The 19384-nt window shown below is 45.4% G+C and carries 16 protein-coding genes; 10 read left to right on the top strand and 6 right to left on the bottom strand.

The window, feature by feature from the left end:
- Positions 1 to 31: 31 nt before the first annotated feature.
- From AC1DP6_RS19495 to AC1DP6_RS19470, 6 genes are all read right to left on the bottom strand, one after another.
- The gene (locus AC1DP6_RS19495; protein WP_477056330.1) at positions 32 to 1264 is read right to left on the bottom strand and encodes an MFS transporter; all 1233 of its coding nucleotides are present in this window, start codon (positions 1262 to 1264) and stop codon (positions 32 to 34) included.
- A gap of 103 nt (positions 1265 to 1367) precedes the next feature.
- Complete coding sequence (locus AC1DP6_RS19490; RefSeq protein ID WP_477056329.1) at positions 1368 to 1952, bottom strand: TetR/AcrR family transcriptional regulator; 585 nt, start codon at positions 1950 to 1952, stop codon at positions 1368 to 1370.
- Positions 1953 to 2065: 113 nt separating this feature from the next.
- Positions 2066 to 2278, bottom strand: coding sequence for a hypothetical protein (locus tag AC1DP6_RS19485; RefSeq protein WP_441574369.1), 213 nt, complete (start codon positions 2276 to 2278; stop codon positions 2066 to 2068).
- Between the two features lie 286 nt (positions 2279 to 2564).
- Positions 2565 to 4328, bottom strand: a complete 1764-nt coding sequence (locus tag AC1DP6_RS19480) for an ABC transporter ATP-binding protein (protein WP_477056328.1) — start codon at positions 4326 to 4328, stop codon at positions 2565 to 2567.
- Complete coding sequence (locus AC1DP6_RS19475) at positions 4312 to 6054, bottom strand: ABC transporter ATP-binding protein (RefSeq protein ID WP_477056327.1); 1743 nt, start codon at positions 6052 to 6054, stop codon at positions 4312 to 4314. Before AC1DP6_RS19475 ends, AC1DP6_RS19480 begins: the two co-directional genes overlap by 17 nt.
- Before the next feature lie 244 nt (positions 6055 to 6298).
- Positions 6299 to 6868, bottom strand: coding sequence for an NADPH-dependent FMN reductase (locus AC1DP6_RS19470; protein WP_441574366.1), 570 nt, complete (start codon positions 6866 to 6868; stop codon positions 6299 to 6301).
- A 285-nt stretch (positions 6869 to 7153) separates the two neighbouring features.
- Here AC1DP6_RS19470 and AC1DP6_RS19465 point away from each other — a divergent pair, with 285 nt between their 5' ends.
- The 10 genes from AC1DP6_RS19465 to AC1DP6_RS19420 all read left to right on the top strand — a co-directional run bounded on the left by AC1DP6_RS19465 (position 7154) and on the right by AC1DP6_RS19420 (position 19211).
- Positions 7154 to 7783, top strand: coding sequence for a helix-turn-helix transcriptional regulator (locus tag AC1DP6_RS19465; protein WP_477025416.1), 630 nt, complete (start codon positions 7154 to 7156; stop codon positions 7781 to 7783).
- Positions 7784 to 7921: 138 nt separating this feature from the next.
- Entirely contained in the window at positions 7922 to 8323 is a 402-nt protein-coding gene (locus AC1DP6_RS19460) for a hypothetical protein (protein ID WP_477056326.1), read from the top strand.
- Between the two features lie 6 nt (positions 8324 to 8329).
- Positions 8330 to 8776 (top strand): AAA family ATPase, encoded by a 447-nt coding sequence (locus AC1DP6_RS19455; protein WP_477056325.1) that lies wholly within the window; start codon positions 8330 to 8332, stop codon positions 8774 to 8776.
- On the top strand, positions 8766 to 9527 hold the full coding sequence (locus AC1DP6_RS19450) for a tRNA(His) guanylyltransferase Thg1 family protein (protein WP_477056324.1): 762 nt from the start codon (positions 8766 to 8768) through the stop codon (positions 9525 to 9527). Before AC1DP6_RS19455 ends, AC1DP6_RS19450 begins: the two co-directional genes overlap by 11 nt.
- Before the next feature lie 141 nt (positions 9528 to 9668).
- Entirely contained in the window at positions 9669 to 10313 is a 645-nt protein-coding gene (locus AC1DP6_RS19445; protein ID WP_477056323.1) for an RNA polymerase sigma factor, read from the top strand.
- Between the two features lie 83 nt (positions 10314 to 10396).
- Entirely contained in the window at positions 10397 to 11590 is a 1194-nt protein-coding gene (locus AC1DP6_RS19440) for a FecR family protein (protein ID WP_477056322.1), read from the top strand.
- 266 nt (positions 11591 to 11856) lie between these two features.
- Positions 11857 to 15066 carry a SusC/RagA family TonB-linked outer membrane protein gene (locus AC1DP6_RS19435; RefSeq protein WP_477056321.1) on the top strand — a complete coding sequence of 1070 codons (3210 nt, stop codon included), beginning with the start codon at positions 11857 to 11859 and terminating at the stop codon, positions 15064 to 15066.
- Between the two features lie 38 nt (positions 15067 to 15104).
- The gene (locus AC1DP6_RS19430; protein WP_477056320.1) at positions 15105 to 16496 is read left to right on the top strand and encodes a RagB/SusD family nutrient uptake outer membrane protein; all 1392 of its coding nucleotides are present in this window, start codon (positions 15105 to 15107) and stop codon (positions 16494 to 16496) included.
- Between the two features lie 11 nt (positions 16497 to 16507).
- A complete protein-coding gene (locus AC1DP6_RS19425; protein WP_477056319.1) occupies positions 16508 to 18304 on the top strand; it encodes a TlpA family protein disulfide reductase in 1797 nt (598 codons plus the stop codon).
- Between the two features lie 142 nt (positions 18305 to 18446).
- Entirely contained in the window at positions 18447 to 19211 is a 765-nt protein-coding gene (locus AC1DP6_RS19420) for an SDR family oxidoreductase (protein ID WP_477056318.1), read from the top strand.
- Positions 19212 to 19384: the final 173 nt, after the last annotated feature.

Below are 19384 nucleotides of genomic sequence, written 5' to 3'. Positions count from 1 at the left end.
TGATTTGCTGGACCCCAAAGTTATTGCTTTTTTAAGCGTGTTGATCTGCGTGTGTTTGATGAGTGTCGGTGGTGGATTGTGTGTTATGCCTGCTGCTGCGGGGGAGGGTGATTGCCCAGAATATTAATCCCATGGCGCTGATGGCAGCGCCGAGTATACATACGCCTGTCCACCCCGCATGGGCATATGTAGTGGTGGCTGCAATGCTGCCTATGCCGCTGCCAATGGAGTAGAAGAGCATATAGCCTGCTACGAGGCGGTTGCGTGATTCCGGACGGATCTGGTAGATCATACTTTGATTGGTGACATGCACTGCCTGTATAGCCAGATCGAGCAGGATAATGCCGGCAATGAGTGCCCAGATGGATTGTGTGGTGAAACTAACGGGTATCCAGGAGAGGAGCAGCAAGGTGAGTGCTACTCCGGTGGTCCACTGCCCAAGACCGCGATCAGCGAGATGTCCGGCTCTGGCGGCTCCAAGGGCGCCAGCTACGCCTATCAGGCCAAACATGCCCACTACGGTATGCGTAAACTGATAGGGGGGAGCGCTGAGGGGTAACACGAGGGAAGTCCATAGTACACTAAAGGCAGCGAAGATGAACATGGCAATGATGGCGCGGACCCGGAGGATGCGTTCTTCGAAGAAAAGTCGGAAAACGGAGGCCAGCAACTGGGGATAGGAGGCGACTACTTTGCCGGGGTCATTTTTGGGCAGCACCCTGAACAATGCGATGGCCGTGACTAGCATCAGTACTGCGGAGAAGACATATACCGCTCTCCATCCGGCGAGATCAGCGAGGGTGCCGGAGATCGCGCGTGCGAGCAGAATGCCCAGCACCACGCCACTGGTGACGAGTCCTACGATACGCCCACGTTCTGCAGGGGCCGCCAGTGTAGCGGCATAGGCCACCAGTGTTTGAGTGACGACTGCCAGTAATCCAACTGCGGCGATGCCTGCAAAGAAAGGAGGCTGGGCAGGCGCCCAGGCGACTAACAATAAGGCCACCACTGCGAGCAACAGTTGGGTAACGATCAGACGGCGGCGGTTAAACAGGTCGCCCAAAGGCAGTAGTAATAATAATCCCAGGGCATAGCCTGTTTGCGTAATGGTGACAACAATGCCTACTGCACCTGGCCGGATATGGAGGTCTTGCCCTATGGTGTTGAGTAATGGTTGTGCATAGTATACATTAGCTACGGCGCATCCGCTGGCGGCGGCAAATAGCAAGGCAGTGGCTTTGGACAGTGGTACGGTTTTTTCCATTAAATGTATTTTTTATTATGTACTGAATGGTACAAAATAATTGATGAAATTAGTTTGCTGTTTACATTGTTAGCAGCACTGATGAGCTGAACTTTATCAGGATCTATTCCAGTATTTTCAATTGCGTTTCTATGATGGCAGCGAGGGATTCGTTATCCGGATAAATTCTCCGGGTAATACCTAGTCCGTTCCAGTTATTGAGTAATAAACGGGCCAGCAGTGCCGGTTCCAGCTTAGAGGTGAGTTTGCCTTGTTCTTTGCCCCGCAGCAAGGCTTTCAGGAAAAGACCTTCCAGGTCCTGCAGGTGGTGCACAGCTTTTTTCATCAGCAGGATTTCGGTGTTAGATAATTCTGCGATGGCGTTGCCCATGATGCAGCCCCGCTGGTGTATTTTTTTGGGGCTCTCTGTAATCCTGCGGAAAAATTGACGGATGTATTCAATAGGGTCTTCTGTTTTGTCCAGTTCCTTTTTAAACCGGGCAATGGCATTTTCGCTGTGTTGCGCCAGTGCTTTTTCAAAGAGTTCTTTCTTGCCTCCTTTAAACGCCAGGTAAAAACTGCCTTTGCCGATGCCCATTTCCGCCAGCAGATCTTCTGTAGAAGTAGCTTCATATCCTTGCCGCCAGAAGAGATCAGCCGCTTTGCCAATCACTTCCTGATCATCGAATATTTTAGGTCTGCCTGACATGCTGTGGTTATTTTAGTCCAAAGGTATATTCTTTACCAGTTAGTACAAAATTTTTCCGGCAACAAAAAACCTGCGATTTGCGCAGGTTCTTGTTTGTGTTGGAAATAGATTGACTAGTGGTGCGGGGTTTGTGGGTGAAGTAGTTGAAACAACGCTTTTTGCAAATCATCATTATGAAGGTTGTTTAACTGCTCGGTTGCTATTTCGTAGTAGGCAGACTTTTTACCTAATACGCCGATAACAAACGTATGCCCGGCCTGCACCGGTTCAGCTGTTTGAGGATGCTTTTTTGATAGTGTTACCACTACATCTTTGAATTTTGACATGTGGTGAATATAATAAAAATAAACGGGATTGGGGAGCTGTTCGGTGGAGAGGGGCCATGCCATGTACTATTCTCCTGATATATTATTATTTTACAGTATGACTGCAGTATTAAGTAAGCGGGCGCGATTTGAAGGCTGTATTTTAGGCGGCAGGGCAGGTAGCGGGTGCACTATCAGGACCAACAAAAATTCCGGCTGCATTGTTACAAAAGTTACAATCGCTGCCGGAATATGTATATATCAATCGGGTACTAACAGATAGTTACCCTACCTAATGGTTGTATTACTAACTTACTCTTACCCCATGCAATAATTTCTCCATCGCATTTTGCAGTGATCCCGCGCGGGTTACTTCTCCTGAATTCACGAAAAATATTTCATCTGCATTCTCAATGGTATTAAGTCGGTGTGCAATAATTACACGCGTAGTAGATGCGGGCAATTTCTCCAGTATTTCGCCCAGCAACTGTTCCGTAACGGTATCAATATTTGCAGTGGCCTCATCGAGTATTAATAAGTCTGGTTTGCGGAGAACGGCCCGCATAAAGGCAATAAGCTGTTTTTGTCCCAGGCTCACCCCATCGCCACCGGATACTACTTTTGATTCCAGGCCTTCTTCGAAGATAGCCAGCAGCTTTTCCAGGTTGGCTTCTTTGATCACTTCTGTTAGCTGGTCGTTGGTATAATCTTTATACAGCGGATTGCCGTATAATATATTTTCTTTTACCGTACCGGTAAACAGGAATGGTTCCTGTAAAATGAAACCAATTTTCTGAGAACGTTCATCTGCATCATAGCCCCTGATATCTTTTCCATTCAACAGCACGGTGCCTTGTGTAGGATCGTATAAACGTGCAATGAGAGAAGCGGTGGTTGTTTTTCCGCCACCAGTTGGTCCTACCAAAGCATAGGTTTTTCCTTGTTCCAGGGAGAGACTGATATTGTGTAATATTTCTCTGCCTTCCGGGTAACCGAAATGTACATTTCTGAACTCCAGTAATGGAGCGTTGGATGTATTGGTAGTTACTGCCGGTACGGTTACCAGGTCTGTTTCCAGCGCCAGTATTTCAGAGATCCGGTCCCATCCCGCCATGGCTACCTGGAAATTGGCCCAGAGTGTGGCGAGTTGTCTTAATGGATTATAAAAGTAGTTAGCGTATGCCAGGTAACTCACCAATAAGCCTATACTGAATTCTCCCTGTGTAATCAGGTATATACCACCTGTCAGTACCAGCAGTTGTGCGATACTGGCACACATGGCATAGAACGGGAGAAATACGTTATTAGCCAAACCAGCGCCAATAGCGGTTTCGTAATTCTTATCGTTGGCTTCATTGAAGCGTTTTCTGAAATAATCGCGGCGGTTGAAGGCAACGATTACTTTAAAATTACTGAGGCTTTCCTGAATTTCTGCACTCATACCACCCACTGTTTTCAGGTTGGCGGCATTTTTTCTTTTGATCCAGGGCGATAAGATCCTGGTGAAGATCAGGATGAGCAAAGCGGGTGCCAGCGCGGCAATACCTATTTTATAATTGATCACCAGTAAAAAAATGCCGGAGCCAATCATAGTGGCAATGTTACCCACAAACTGCATCAGTGATTGTGAAAAAAACTGGTTGAGTTTATCGGTATCGTTGTTGACACGCGAAATAAGGTCTCCTGCTTTATTTTGATTAAAAAAGGCAACCGGCAGTTGTTGTATTTTACTGAAGATGGAGTTACGGAGTGTGAACAAGGTTCGTTGTCCTACACCTCCCATCAGTTTTGTTTGAAAGAAGCTGGTAAATAAGGCCACCAGGTACATACACAGTAATATACCGGAGAATACCAGTACGCCGTGATATTGTTTATGCTGCACATAATGATCGATCGTGTAACCAATTAAAAAAGGTCCCAGCAGGTTGAGCGTAGAGTTCAGCAGGATAGCTGATAACGCGATGATCAGATTTTTTTTCTCATGGGAAATCAGCTGCAGCAGATTTCTGAATGCAGCGTAGTTGGATGTTTTATGCTCCTTCTCCGTATATTTATTAAGATTGTAATTCATAGTTGCTGGTACTTTGTTGGGAATTAAAGATCTGGATGTACTCAGGACTGGAATTGATCAGTTCATGGTGTGTACCGCTGGCAATAATTTCGCCCTGCATGAGCAGGATGATCTGATCGTAATGTGTTACAGAAGAAATTTTCTGTGTCACCGACAGGAGCGTGATGCCCGGATATTCTGTCTGAACGTTGGCCAGTATTTTCTTTTCCGTATTGGTATCTACACGGGCGGTGAAATCATCCAGTAGCAGGATCTTTGGGTTGATAGCCAGTGCGCGTGCCAGCATGATGCGCTGTTTTTGCCCACCGGAAAGACTGGTGCCTCTTTCTGACACGATGGTGTTCAGTTTTTCAGGCAATGCTTCTGTGAACTCTTTGAGTTCAGATGTGTACAGTGCTTTTTCGAGGGATGCATCGGTGACACTGTCATTGAAGGCAATGTTTTCCCGGATGCTCATATTGAAGATGATGCTGTCCTGGAATACAAAGCCAATCTGGCTGTGAAAGGATTCGGAATTATAATCTGATACCGGACGGCCATCTATCAGCACGGTGCCGGAAGACGGTTTTATGAGGCCGGTAAGCAAATACAGCAACTGGGTTTTGCCTGCGGCAGTAGGACCTATCACTGCTACTTTTGATCCGGCTTTTACGGTAAAAGAGATGTTTTTAAGCACTGGTTTCTGACCGTAGTTCACGGTGATATCCCTGAACTCGATGTCTCCCTTAACAGGAGTATTAATGGTACCACCGGGCATGATATCCGGCATATTGATGACGGCGCTGATCCTTTGGTAGGAAGCAGTGGCCTGGGCAATAATATTGCTCATAAAGCCGATCACCAGTATGGGAAAGATCAGCAGGGCGAGGTAGCTGTTGAACGCAGCGAAATCGCCGAGACTCATGGTATCAGTGATGACGAAATGTCCGCCGAGTGCGAGGATTAAGAGTCCTGCTATGCCGGCAGAGAAAGTGATCACCGGGATCAGTCCTGCAAACATCCGTACAATAGAAAGACCAAAGTTCATGGCTTTACCGTTGGCATCGAGGAATTTTTCATATTCCAGTTGTTGGGAATTAATAACCCTGATGAGTGCTGCGCCGAGGATACTTTCGTTGATAACCTTATTGAGCCAGTCCATTACTTCCCTGCTTTTGATGAACAAAGCCCTTACCTTACGTAATACCAGGAAGAAGGTAATACCGATAACGGGGAGGGTGGCAATCACCGCCAGGGCAAGTTTCCAGTTGATGGTGAGCAGTAATATGCTGGCACCAATAATAATGAACAGGGAAGATACCAGGGAAACGATCGCCTGCGACACAAATAATTTGATGGAATCCACATCTGCAATCAGGTTGGTCAGCAATCGGGAAGGGTTGGCCTGTTCAATCCAGGCATAACTCTGGCCGGATATTTTATCTGAAATTTGGGTGCGGAGGTTCCTGGCTACTTTTTCAGACACATATGTTTGTATGATATTCTGAAGATAAGTAAACACCAGGATGATGACGATAGCCACCAGGAATTTTATCAGTAACGGGTTGAGTTGAAAGGTACCATGCTCATATGCATCGATGCCGTTTCCGATAATTTTGGGTAGCCATAAGTTGAGGCCATTGCTCAACAGCGTAAACAGTATCAGCAAAACAACCATTCCCATATATGGTTGCAGCAGACTGAATATGCCGGCTTCTTTCTTTTTAGTACCAGCTTCTTGTTTCATCTTACCAGATATGTTTTGCAGCTAAAAACAGGATTTCCATTTTGAAGACGAATGCGTCCCGTAAATATTGTATAATAGGGGGCAAGATAGCATGTTTTTTTAGCTTTTAGCTGTTAGCCATTAGCTGTTAGGCAATGCAGCGGAAAATATCATGGTTTAACTAAAAGTTATGGCTTAAAAACTAATAGCTAAAAACCCGATACAGCGAAGAATGCCCGTATTCTCCGCGGTATCGGGAATGTGTTTAGATACTAAGTGTAGCCTGTTGTTTCTTTTCGCAGATGGCGCTCGCAAACCATTGAAATTCATCCATGAATTTTTGTGCCGATCTGAGTGTAAATTCATTGGTTAATTCCTGCGCGTCATTGAATGCGCCATATACTTCCGGCACCAGCAATTTGGTGGGGAGTGGGAAGGCGCCTAAGCTGAGGATCACTTGTTGCAGCTGTGTAGCGGCGTTAATGCCCCCGAATTTGCCGGCGCTGACAGTTACAATGCCGATCACTTTCTTCGAAAATTCGCCGTAAAAATAGTCAAGTGCATTTTTCAATACACCGGAAAAGCTTCCATGATATTCCGGTGTAACCATGATCACCGCATCTGCTGTATGGAGGCGGTTACTTAAATCCTGTACTGCTGCCGGCAGCTGCGGATGCTTGCCCACACGCTCTTCCAGCATGGGTAGGGGCGTTTCTGCAAGGTCTATCAGATCAATAGTGCTTCCATTTGCCTGTAATTTATGTTGCAGGTAATGGGCGATCTTCTGAGATTGTCTTCCCTGACGGATACTGCCAATTATTATTGCTATTTTCATTGTAATGGATGTTTATGTTTAAAGTATGTACATGCGGGGGCCTGCTGCTGAAAGCAACGAGGCTGCCATAGCCTTAGCTGTTGATTCGTATATGTTTAATAATATCAGCCGGAGGGCCCTGCCGGTTGATATGACGGAGTAGTAGTTTTGAATCGCCGCATACTCAGGTGCTGCACACGGTATACGCGCGGCAGTGCCGGTGTTGCGGGATCGCAACTATTCGTTTTAGTTATGGGACAAAGATAGTATCTTTGCTTAATAAACCAAATAAACACTTTGTTTATTATGAATAATAATTTTGCTGACAATGAGCGGGCGATATGGATACTCAAAACCAGGGGACCACAACCTTTGTGCGCACTAGCCGAAGAGTTGAAGGTAACCATGGAGGGAGCGCGTTTTCAACTGCTCAAACTGGCAAATGAAGGATTGGTAGAAGCTACTACAGAATCGAAGGGAAGAGGAAGACCAAAACAGATCTGGTCTTTAACCGACGCAGGCAATGCCCGTTTTCCGGACCGCCACCAGGACCTGGCGCTGAAGCTGCTCTGTAATATGAGTAAAACATTATCGCCCGAAAACATGGGCAAAGTACTGGATGCTACCGCACAAAGTACACAGGAGAAATACCAGGAAGAGCTGAAAGATTGTAAAGACCTGGAAAGTAAGGTGCTTCAGCTGGCAGATCTCCGCAAGCGGGAAGGTTACATGGCGGAGTTCAAAAAAGAAGGAGATAGTTTCCTGCTGATAGAGAATCATTGTCCTATTCAGGCAGCGGCCAAATGTTGCAGTTATTTTTGCCAGATGGAACAGGATGTGTTTGGAGCAGTGCTCGGAAAAAATGCTGCGATAGAACGGATAGAGCATATACCCGGCGGCCAACGCCGTTGTGTGTACCGTATTTCGGAGAAGTGATTTATTTTATATTTTAGCGAGATAATATCCTGTACTATGATGATTCACTAAAAAAATTGCTCGTTGTTGCGGGACTGCTGACCTGTAGTTGTTGACAAAATATTTATAGCCATCTGTACTTATGTAACTGTTATCCTTATGACTATTATTGTAAGATTTGGCGCATTTGCCGCCATAGCAGCCGGTGTTGCCGGTATGCTTTTTTGTTTGCCTTTCCTCTTTTCAGCAAGAATAGAAGATCTGGTAGGGGCCGGATTTCCTTTCGCCGGCGGCGCTTTCATAGCCGGTGCAGGATTGATCGCGCTATCAAAAACTGCTTTTGAAAAAATAGCTATCGTAGATAATATCGCAAAATGGGGATCTTTTGCCGCCATAGCAGCCGGCATTGCTGGCATGTTTTTTTGTTTGCCCTTCCTCTTTTCAGCAAGGATAGAAGATCTTGTGGGTGCAGGTTTTCCGTTTATGGGCGGTGCTGTTATTGCCGGCGCAGGATTGATCGCGTTATCTAATTTATCTGCCGCCAAAGAAAAAGCACAGTGATATCTAATGGAAGCAATTATTTTTTGTGGTATACAAGCTACCGGTAAAACATCTTTTTACAAACAGCATTTTTTTGAAACGCATATGCGGATCTCTATGGATCAGCTGCATACCCGTAACAAGGAAGGGCGTTTTTTAGATGTATGTTTTTCCCTGCAACAACCATTTGTGGTAGATAATACGAATCCGGGTAAAGCGGACCGGGAGAGATATATTGCCCTGGCAAAACAGTATAAATTTAAAGTGAAGGGATATTATTTTAAATCAGCGCTGGCGGGTGCTATAGAACGTAACAGTGGGCGATCCGGTAAGGCATTTATCCCGGAGGTGGGTATCCGCGGCACTTACCGCCGGCTGGAGTTGCCCTCGCCGGAAGAAGGATTTGATGAATTGTATTTTGTAGAGATAGTAGACAATAGGTTTATTATAAAACCCTGGACCCATGAAGTTTGATGATCTGGATTTAAAAATGCGCGTATATGAAACAGCGCACGATACACAGGTATTGCCTGGTATGTATATGGTAGCGAGGATTGATGGTCGTGGTTTTACACGGCTTACCAAAGAAACACATCCTTTTGAAGCACCTTTCGATGTACGCTTCCGCGATTACATGATTGCTACTACGGAGCACCTGATGAATTGTGGATTTAAGGTAATTTATGGCTATACACAAAGCGATGAAATTTCCTTGTTATTTGATTTAAATGAAACAGCTTTCTCCCGGAAGCACCGGAAATATAATTCCATACTTGCCGGAGAAGCCAGCGCGCAATTCTCGGTGTTGCTGGGGAGTGTGGCAGCTTTCGATTGCCGCATCTGTGAACTGCCTAATGCCGGACTCGTAGAAGATTATTTTCGCTGGCGTAATGAAGATGCGCACCGTAACTCCCTGAATGCACACTGCTATTGGCGTTTAAGGCAGGATGGCGTTACTAAAACAGATGCCTCCAAACGTATTGAAAAGCTTAGTATCGCGGAGAAAAATGAGCTGCTGTTTTCGATGGGCGTAAATTTCAATGAACTACCCTTATGGCAAAAGAGAGGCACCGGTATTTACTGGGCAGAAGTAGAGAAAGAAGGTTTTGATGTGAAGCAGCAAACTACCGTGATCGTAAAAAGAAAGCAGCTTTGCCGCAATATGGAATTGCCGATGAGAGACGAATATAATGAGTTTATCAGCCGGATTATAAACGCTGTGTAATGGGATGGGCATCCCTGGAATACAATGTCCGGTACCCGCAACAGTAGAGGTTATCAGCTGAATAGCCCCAGCTATTTTCCTGATAAGTATAAATAAATCAGCTTTTATCGGTATTTTTAGAGCGATAAATAATCATTTATATTGTCAGGGGAGGAGGTTCCAGGGATGATAGCCGAGTATTCAAACAAGGAGCATATTTTACTGCAAAAGTTCGCTGGTGGAGACCAATCCGCTTTCCAATTTATATTTAACCAGCATTACAGAGCGCTATGTTATTTTGCCTTTACCATTGTTGATAGTGAACAGGAGGCAGAGGACCTCGTGCAGGAAACCTTTTCAAAGCTTTGGGATAAACGGGGTGATTTTAAATCTGCTACCAATATAAAAGCCTTTCTTTTTATTGCCACCAAAAATGCTTGTCTCAATTTTCTGAAGAGCCGGGAGCGGTTATCTGTAAAAGAAAAAGAATTTTCTTATTTACAGGAAGAGCAGGTAACAGATGAGATGAGTGGTTTTGATGCTGTACTCACAGAAACAGAAATTATACAGCAGTTATACGAGGAAATAGAACATCTTCCGACCCAATGCAGGCGGATTTTTAAAATGAGTTACCTCGAAGGACGCAAGAACGAGGATATTGCCACAACCTTACAGATCTCCTACAATACTGTCAGGGCACAGAAGCTACGGGCGCTTAAACTCATCAGAAGCAGCCTGATAAAAAAGAACATATTACCATTGTTAGGGGTTTATATCACCCTGATCAAACATTATTATAATTATTAATCATTTGTTTTAAGGGAGAAATATTTTTTCCGATTTCTTTAATCGAAATGAAAATTTCATTGTTTCTATATTAAAAGGACGAAGTGGCAGCAGAACAAAACAGTGAAACCAACCCGGTATTACAACGAATGGCTTACCTGATATACCGGTATCAGCAGGGCATATTGACCACTACAGAGGAGGAAGAACTGCAGGTATGGGTAGCCGCGTCTGCGGAAAATCGTCTTTTTTTTGAACAGCTAACGGATCCGGTGATCCTTCGCGATAAGCTGGCGCAGTATGAGAAATTTGATACTGCTGCCGGTTGGGCCACCTTTAGTGCACAACATTTTCCGGTAGCAGACAAGGGGCGGGTACGCAACATGTACCGCTGGTGGAGTGCTGCGGCGGCGGTGTTGCTGCTATTGGGTGCAGGCATTTATTTATTCCGTCCTTCCGCTCCGGCACCACGGGTAGCCGCCGTATCAGTACCGGCTGCCCGGATATTGCCGGGATCCAGTAAAGCCATGTTAACACTGGCAGATGGTTCAGTGATACCATTGGATAGTAACGGCAACCAGGTGATTCAACAACAGGGCGCACTTATTCATTTGAACAATGGTCAGCTGCAGTATAATACGCAGGACTATTCCGCTCAAACTACCATCAATACCCTCACTACACCCAGAGGTGGTCAGTTTCGGCTTACGCTGCCGGATGGCACCAGGGTATGGTTGAACGCCGCTTCCGCCATTACCTACCCTACTGCTTTTCAGCAAGGGAAAAGAGAAGTGGAGATAAAGGGAGAGGTTTATTTTGAAGTGACAGCAAAGGAAAAAATGCCGTTTAATGTAAAAGTAGGCCCGCTCACCAATATAGAAGTATTAGGAACCAGCTTTAACATCAATGCCTATACAGATGAACCGGGCATTAAAACGACCCTTATACAAGGCGCCGTAAAAGTAAACTCCCGTAATGGATCAAGGGTATTATTACCCGGCCAGCAGGCATTGGTAAATGACCCTGGCGATATCAATATAATAGCAAAGGCAGATACTGCCGCCATCCTGGCCTGGAAGAAGGATGAGTTTTATTTCCGTGACGCAGATATACCCACCGTGATGCGCCAACTGGCCAGATGGTATGATGTAACAATTGTTTATGCAGGTACTATTCCTGCCCGTAGATTTCAGGGAGAAATTCAACGTAATCTGCCACTGTCCGATGTATTGGACGGATTGGAAAATACCGGTATCCATTTCCGCCTGCAGGGCCGCAGTATCATCGTGGAACCATAAGTAACAGCCAGTTTAATTTTTAGCTATCGTCAACTGAATATTATGCACGACCAACTTTAGACATTATAAGGCGGTTGTCCGGACAATAAAAAAACCGGAGGTGATTGGACCCACCTCCGGGGAAATGTCCGGATGATGACCGCACTAAGCTTGTACATACTTGAATACTGATTATCCATCCTAACAAATGCAAATTTATGCAATTGACTTATCATGGTAAAGTCCTTTCTATGCCTGGACTTTCCGCAACCAAAATTGCACTTACTATGAGATTAACGATCTTTCTCATGATTGTGGCGACCTTAAAAGTATCTGCGGGTGCTTTTGCGCAAACAGTATCAGTATCGGTGAAAAATGCTCCCATGGAGGAAGTTTTTTCTTCGGTAAAACAACAAACCGGTTACCTGTTCTTTTACGACAGGGATCTGTTGAGTGCAGTGAAACCAGTGACCATTAAGGCAGAGAACAAGCCGCTGGCAGACTTCCTCACGGAAATCTTCAAGGGACAATCATTGGATTATACGATTAAGGACAAAACAATTTTTATTAAGAAGAAAGTACTACCGGCGGGTTCCAGTCAAACGAACATCGTCTGGGAGACTCCACAACAGCCGTTGACCGGTGTAGTGAAAGATGCTGCTGGTAACCTGCTGATTGGGGTAACCGTGAAGGTGAAGGGAACTAATATTGGTACCATCACCGATGAAAAAGGACACTTCTCTCTTGCTGCAGGTCCGGGTGATGAACTGGTGGTATCTTATGTTGGTTTTGAGTCCCAGACCTTCCACGTAGGGAACTTCGGTCCGCTGCAATTATACCTGAAACCACAAACCAGCAGTCTGGATGAAATGGTGATCGTGGGTTATGGTACTACCAGTAAACGTAATAACACTGGATCAGTAGCCACTATTAAATCGGCTGATATTGCCTCGCAGCCGGTGCTGGATGCATTAGGTGCTATGCAGGGACGGGCGTCTGGTGTAATTATTAACTCCTCCAGTGGTTTATCCGGTTCCAATTTTAAGGTAACCATAAGAGGCCAGAGTTCTATCCTCAGTCCCAATGATCCATTATATGTAATTGATGACGTACCCTTTTATTCAGAACCGCTCAATCAGTTTACTGCTGCCAATGGCGAGCAAAGTCCGCTGGCTGCTATTAACCCCGCTGATATTGAAAGTATCTCTATTCTGAAAGATGCAGATGCTACTTCTATTTACGGTTCCAGGGGTGCTAACGGTGTGATACTGATCAAAACCAAAAAAGGGAAGAGCGGAAAAACACAAACTAACTTCAACGTATATACGGGCGCGCAGAAGGTAGTAAATACCATGAAGATGCTGAGTACGCCGGAGTACATTACTATGCGTAAAGAAGCGTATAAAAATGACAATAAACCATATGATGAAGAGAATGCGCCTGATCTGACACGCTGGGATCAGCAAAAAACAACTGACTGGCAAAAATTCTATATGGGCAATACCGCACATACTACAGAAGCACAGGGATCTATCTCCGGTGGCAGTGAGCAAACACAGTTTTTCTTAAGTGGTACTTACCACAAAGAATCAAGTGTGATGGCAGATCATTTGGGCTTTCAGCGTGGAGCCGGCCATATAAACCTGAACCATAGCAGCACAAACGGTAAGTTTAATATCAGTGCTTCTGTAAATTATACCAGTAGTCGTGATAATACGTTGCCTACCGATCTGACTATGTTTTATAACCTGGCGCCTAATATGCCATTGTACGATTCTACCGGTAAGCTGTATTGGTTTGATATGCAGCAAAATCCCGCCGCTTTTTTGTTGCGAAAATCGGAGGTCCGTACAAATAACCTGGCAACAAACAGTGTCATCAGGTATACTCTGCTGCCTGGTCTGAACATTAAAGCCAACCTGGGATATACCCGTACAGACATGAAGCAGACGCAGACCATGCCTGATGCCAGCTTTAATCCGATAACAACTACCGGAAGTCAATCCCTTTTTGGTTCTTCCAGCTTTGGATCTTATATCATAGAGCCACAGGCAGACTATACAAAGAAAATTGCAAAGGGCGACCTGCAGGTATTACTGGGGGGGAGCTGGCAGCAGAATCTCACGCAGGGACAGTCGGTAACAGCAAGTGGCTTTTCCAGCGATGCATTGCTGGAAGAGCAGAATGCTGCGAGCCAGATAACCCCACGCCCCTCTGTGTATTCTTTTTATCGCTACGCATCATTTTTCGGCCGGCTTAACTACAACTGGGACGGAAAATATATTGTGAATGCTTCCTTCCGCCGCGATGGTTCTACACGTTTTGCACCAGACAAACGATTTGGTAATTTCGGCGCCATTGGCGCCGCCTGGATATTCAGCAAGGAAGATTTCCTGAAAGATAACAGCTTCCTGAGCTTTGGTAAAATCAGGGGAAGTATTGGTAACTCCGGTAACGACAAGGTAGGGGATTATCAATACCTGGATAGCTGGTCATCTACATCTAACCCTTATAACGGCGTACCCGGCCTGGTACCTTCCCGTTTGGCAAATGGATTATTCCGTTGGGAAGAAAGTCATAAAAGAGAGATCGGCCTGGAGTTGGGCTTCCTGAGGGATCGTATCTTTTTTAATGCCAACTACTACTACAATATTTCCGATAACCAACTGGTGGATTTGCAGTTGTCACCCCAGGTAGGCTTTTCTTCCATTACAGCAAACCTGCCCGCCAGCGTGGTAAACCAGGGCTGGGAATTTGAAGTAAGCAGCACCAATATTTCAAGGCAGAACTTTACCTGGAAAACATCATTCAATATATCAATCCCTAAAAATAAGCTGAAGGAATACCCGGATTTTGAAGCTTCTGCTTATAAAGATACCTATGTGATAGGAGAGCCGTTGACTGTTGTAAGAGGATATAAATTCCTGGGTATAGATCCACAAACCGGCAAACCCCTGTTCTTCAGCAACAGCGGCGCCAGTACACCTGCCGAAAATGATGACTATGTTACCCTGGGTAATACGGATCCCAGGTTTTACGGCGGCTTACAGAACTCGTTTACCTGGAAAGGTATCAGCTTTGATTTTTTCTTACAGTTTGTAAAACAGGAAGGGCCTGGTATTAACTATGGCTACGGCAAAGCAGGTATAGGTACGTTTGCGAACCAGGACATCAGCGCACTGGATCGCTGGAAGAATAAAGGTGACGTGACTAATGTGCCGGGCGCCAGCGCCAGTGGCGGAACCGCAGATTTCAGAAATTATGCGCTCTCCTCCGCCAATTGGGGTGACGCTTCTTACATCCGCCTGAAAAATATTTCACTGCGATATGACTTATCGAAGTATACAAAGAAATGGAAGATGAATAATGTGAGTGTATATGCTTTGGCGCAAAACCTGCTCACCTTCACTAACTATAATGGTTTGGATCCTGAAACGCAGGGTATGAAAATGCCTCCGGTAAAATCCTATGTGATAGGATTACAGTTTGGGTTATAAAGAAATTTTCCTGTTCAGCAGATAATAAAAGATTTAACATGAAACGTATTCATATATTTTTAGCTGGCCTGATGATACTGAGTGCCAGTGCCTGCAACAAATACGTAGAAACGCCTTTGCCAAAGAATGAGCTGGTATCAGGTCTTGTTTTTACGGATGATAAAACGGCAACGGCAGCAGTCACTGGTTTGTACAGCGACATGAATGCCCTCAATTACCAGTTTGCCAATGTACTGGTGAGCTATCTGTCGGCGATGCAGGCAGATGAAATGTACTACTATACCGGGTATGCAGACTATGATGTATTCCGTGAAAACAGGTTGTTGCCCAGCAGCACCTTTCCACAACGGATGTTTGCAGCAGTATATGCTTACATTTATCAGACGAATGCCTGTATAGAAGGGCTTTCCGCTGCCACCGGTTTAACCGCCTCCGTGAAAAATCAGTTATTGGGAGAGGCTTACTTCACCCGTTCCTTCCTGTATTTCTACCTGGTAAATATGTATGGAGATGTGCCTATGATTACCAGTACAGATTATAAAGTCAATGGCGTAAAGCCACGTGCACCGCGCGCAGAAATATACGATATGATCATCGCTAACCTGAAACAGGCGGTGGAACTCATGGGGGATGATTATCCTACTGGTTTGCGGTTGCGTCCCAATAAAGCGGCATCCAATGCTTTGCTGGCCAGAACTTATCTGTATAATCAACAATGGGCGCTGGCAGAAGCTACCGCCACATTGGTGATCAGCGATAGCCGCTATTCCCTGTTGAAAGATTTGAATACCGTATTCCTCGCCAACAGCCAGGAAGCAATCTGGCAATTACAGCCGGTAAATGTGACTGGTGGTCGCAATACCTGGGAAGGTTTCACTTCTACTCCCGGCACGCCTACTGCCTCGGCTTTATTCAGACTGGACACCATCCAGTTGATCCGGAAATTTGAACCGAATGATCTTAGGCTTGCTAACTGGACAGGGTTTAGAAAAACTACTGCCGGCGCAACGTATTACTTCCCCTATAAGTATAAAGTAAGACTGGGAACAGTTGGTTCTATAACGGAGTATTCCATGGTGATGCGCGTTGCAGAACAATATCTTATTCGTGCTGAAGCCCGTATCCAACAGGGCAAACTGTCTGACGGACGTGATGACCTGGATGCAATCCGCAAACGTGCAGGATTGCCTGATCTGTCTACCTCCCTGACACAGCCTGCATTACTGCTGGCGGTAGAGCAGGAACGTAAAGTGGAATTGTTTGCAGAGTGGGGCCATCGCTGGTTTGACCTGAAACGTACCAAAAGATCAGACGCCGTGCTGGGGCCTGTCAAAGGCGCTAACTGGCAGTCTACTGATACATTGTACCCGATTCCTTCTGATGCTATCAGAACTAATGTTAACCTTACCCAGAATGAAGGGTACAAATAACCATCGTTCGCATGAAACATTTAATCCTGCTACATTTACTGGCGCTACTTGCCGTTAGTGAAACGTATGCACAACAGCGGGTGGTGATCACCCCGGAGTATCCGGAACGCGGTCAGACCGTTACGATTACCTACGATCCATCGRCGCCGGGAGCTACCATCCCGGCGTCCACCAACCCTGTAACCGTGGTGTTTTCGTATTCCAATTTTTACAACCAGGCATGGAGAATGAACATGCAGCGCAACGGCAATAAATGGACGACCTCCTTTGTGCTGGCTGACTATAGTACCTTCGCCACCTTTTACCTGGAAAGCGGAGAGGCGATTGATAAACCGGCAAAAGACAGGCATTATGAAATCACCGTTTTTAAAAATAAAATGCCGGTAAAAGATGTATCGCTTTATAAAGGATATAGCATGAGCGCGCAAATGGCGAAATCTCCATTGCTGGCGGATAAACAGGCCGCGCTTTACAAAGAAGAGCTGTCGCGTTATCCGGATAACTACGAAGCAAAATTGCGGCTGCTGATCTATCAAATAAATACCGCCAATACGCCTAAGGAAAAGGAACAACTCCGTATGCAAGCACACCAGGTGATCGCCGATAAATTTAATTCGGCGCCTACTAACAGGGGGAATATTAATAAGGTCACCATGGGCTACCTGATCATCGGTGAAAATACTCGGCTGGACTCTATCCGGAAAGTTATCCGTGAAAGCTATCCCGCCTCGGACGTAGGGAGAGAGCTCATGACCGAAGAAGTAGCCAAAGGAAAAGATACTGCGCGGCAGATCACCTTTTTTGAAAATGAACTGAAAAAAGAAACAGCAGCGAACAGTGAATCTTTTAGTGGCATGCATGACAAACTGTTTCAATATTACAGCGTAAAAAAGGATAGCAGCAAAGCATTGTATCACGCCCGTTTCATGACCAACGAAAAGGAGAACCCCTATAAGTTGCTCACCTGGCAGGAGATCGCGCAAACATTGCTGGATAACACTCTGGCGTTGGATAGTGCCAGCAGCTACGCACAACGTGCACTGGACAGTGTGGATAGTTATCCGGTAGGCGTGATCCGTTATTTTCCGGAAACAGGCTATATCTATCCTGCAGTAGATGATAGTACGCGGCAGGCAACGATTCATAAAGGCAGCGGACATTTATTATCTATGCTGGGACTGATCGCCATGAAACAGGGACAGCTTGCAACAGCAGATAAATACATGGAACAGGCAACAGATGAATATGCCGGCAAAGAAACACTGGATAATGCCGCTGCTTTTTATCAGCATACCAATAATGCCACCAAACTGGCACAGTTGGAGGTGTTCCGGAAAAAGATGCTGATAGCCAAAGTGAAAAAACAACGGATGAACAAACCAGCGCCACCCCTGAATACGTTTGTGGATATGAAAGGGCAGCCAGTATCCGCGGCATCGCTGAAAGGTAAGATCATCCTGATTGATTTCTGGGCTACCTGGTGCATTCCCTGTATGCAGGAAATGCCTTATCTGCAAAAGTTATATGATCAATACAAACAACATCCGGACGTGGTGTTTATGATCACTAACAGCGGCGCTAAGAATACCCTGGCAGATGCACAAGGCTGGAGCGGGAATAAGAAATATACTTTCCCGGTGTATTATAATACTGATCCGGCTGTAGGAGATAAGTTCAGGTTTAATATTATTCCTGCTTCCTATCTCATCAACAAAGAAGGTAACATCATTTTCACCAACATAGGATTTGAAGGACCAGAAGTAGAAGAGAAACTGAAGCAACAGCTGGAGATGCTGCTAAACGATTAATATCACCACTAATAATAGCCGGCCATTTTATGCGCAATACCCCGCATAGAATGGCCGGTTTCGTTTTAAAATACTTAAGCTATCACCACAACCACTCCAAAAGATTACCAGAAATTTGTGCTATCAAAAAAAGATAACAAAAATGGCAGCGAAAAATAAAATAGCCCTGGTAACGGGCGGTAGTCGTGGTTTAGGCAGGAATATGTCTTTACATCTTGCTAAAAACGGACATGATATCATTATCACTTATAAAAGCAACCAAACAGAAGCAGACAAAGTAGTAGGGGAGATACAGGCGCTGGGGCAAAAAGCAGCGGCTTTCCAGCTGGATACCGCTGATACAAAAGCATTCGATGCTTTTTTTGATACCGTATCCACTCATCTGCAGACAGCAACCGGCAGTGGCACTTTCGATTTCCTGGTAAACAATGCCGGCATTGATCGTGGATCCCTGATTCCACAAACAACAGAAGCAGACTTTGATGAATTGTATCAGGTGCATTTAAAAGGCGTATACTTCCTTACACAGAAGGCGTTGCCTTTCATTGCGGACAACGGTCGTATCATTAATCTTTCTACCGGACTGGCCCGTTTTGTAACTCCAGGTTATGCAGCTTATGCTTCCATGAAGGGCGCTATAGAAGTATTCACCAGGTACCTGGCGAAGGAAGTGGGTGTACGTGGCATTACTGCCAATGTAGTGGCTCCCGGTATTATTGAAACAGATTTTACCAAAGCCGTATTTGATCATGCGCCACAGGCCATTGCACATATCTCTGCTCAAACAGCGCTGGGACGTACCGGTGTGCCGGATGATATTGGCGGGGTAGTAGCTTTCCTGTGTACAGAAGAAGCGCGTTGGATTACAGCGCAGCGTATTGAGGCTTCAGGTGGGATGTTCTTATAAAGGGTACTATGAACTTGTAAAAAAGAACGACGGGAATCTTGTCGTTCTTTTTTATTTTTATAATAAAAAGCAAATGCCCGAATCCGCCGTACTAAAAAAGCTATATTTCCATAAAGCCGCCAGTGCTTTAATCATCAATGCCCCTTCTGAATATATCACGCTCATAGGTGATG

This window comes from Chitinophaga sp. 01L420 (assembly GCF_056399985.1).
The sequence above is the reverse complement of the archived record's forward strand: the minus strand, read 5'-3'. Positions and strand labels throughout refer to the sequence as shown.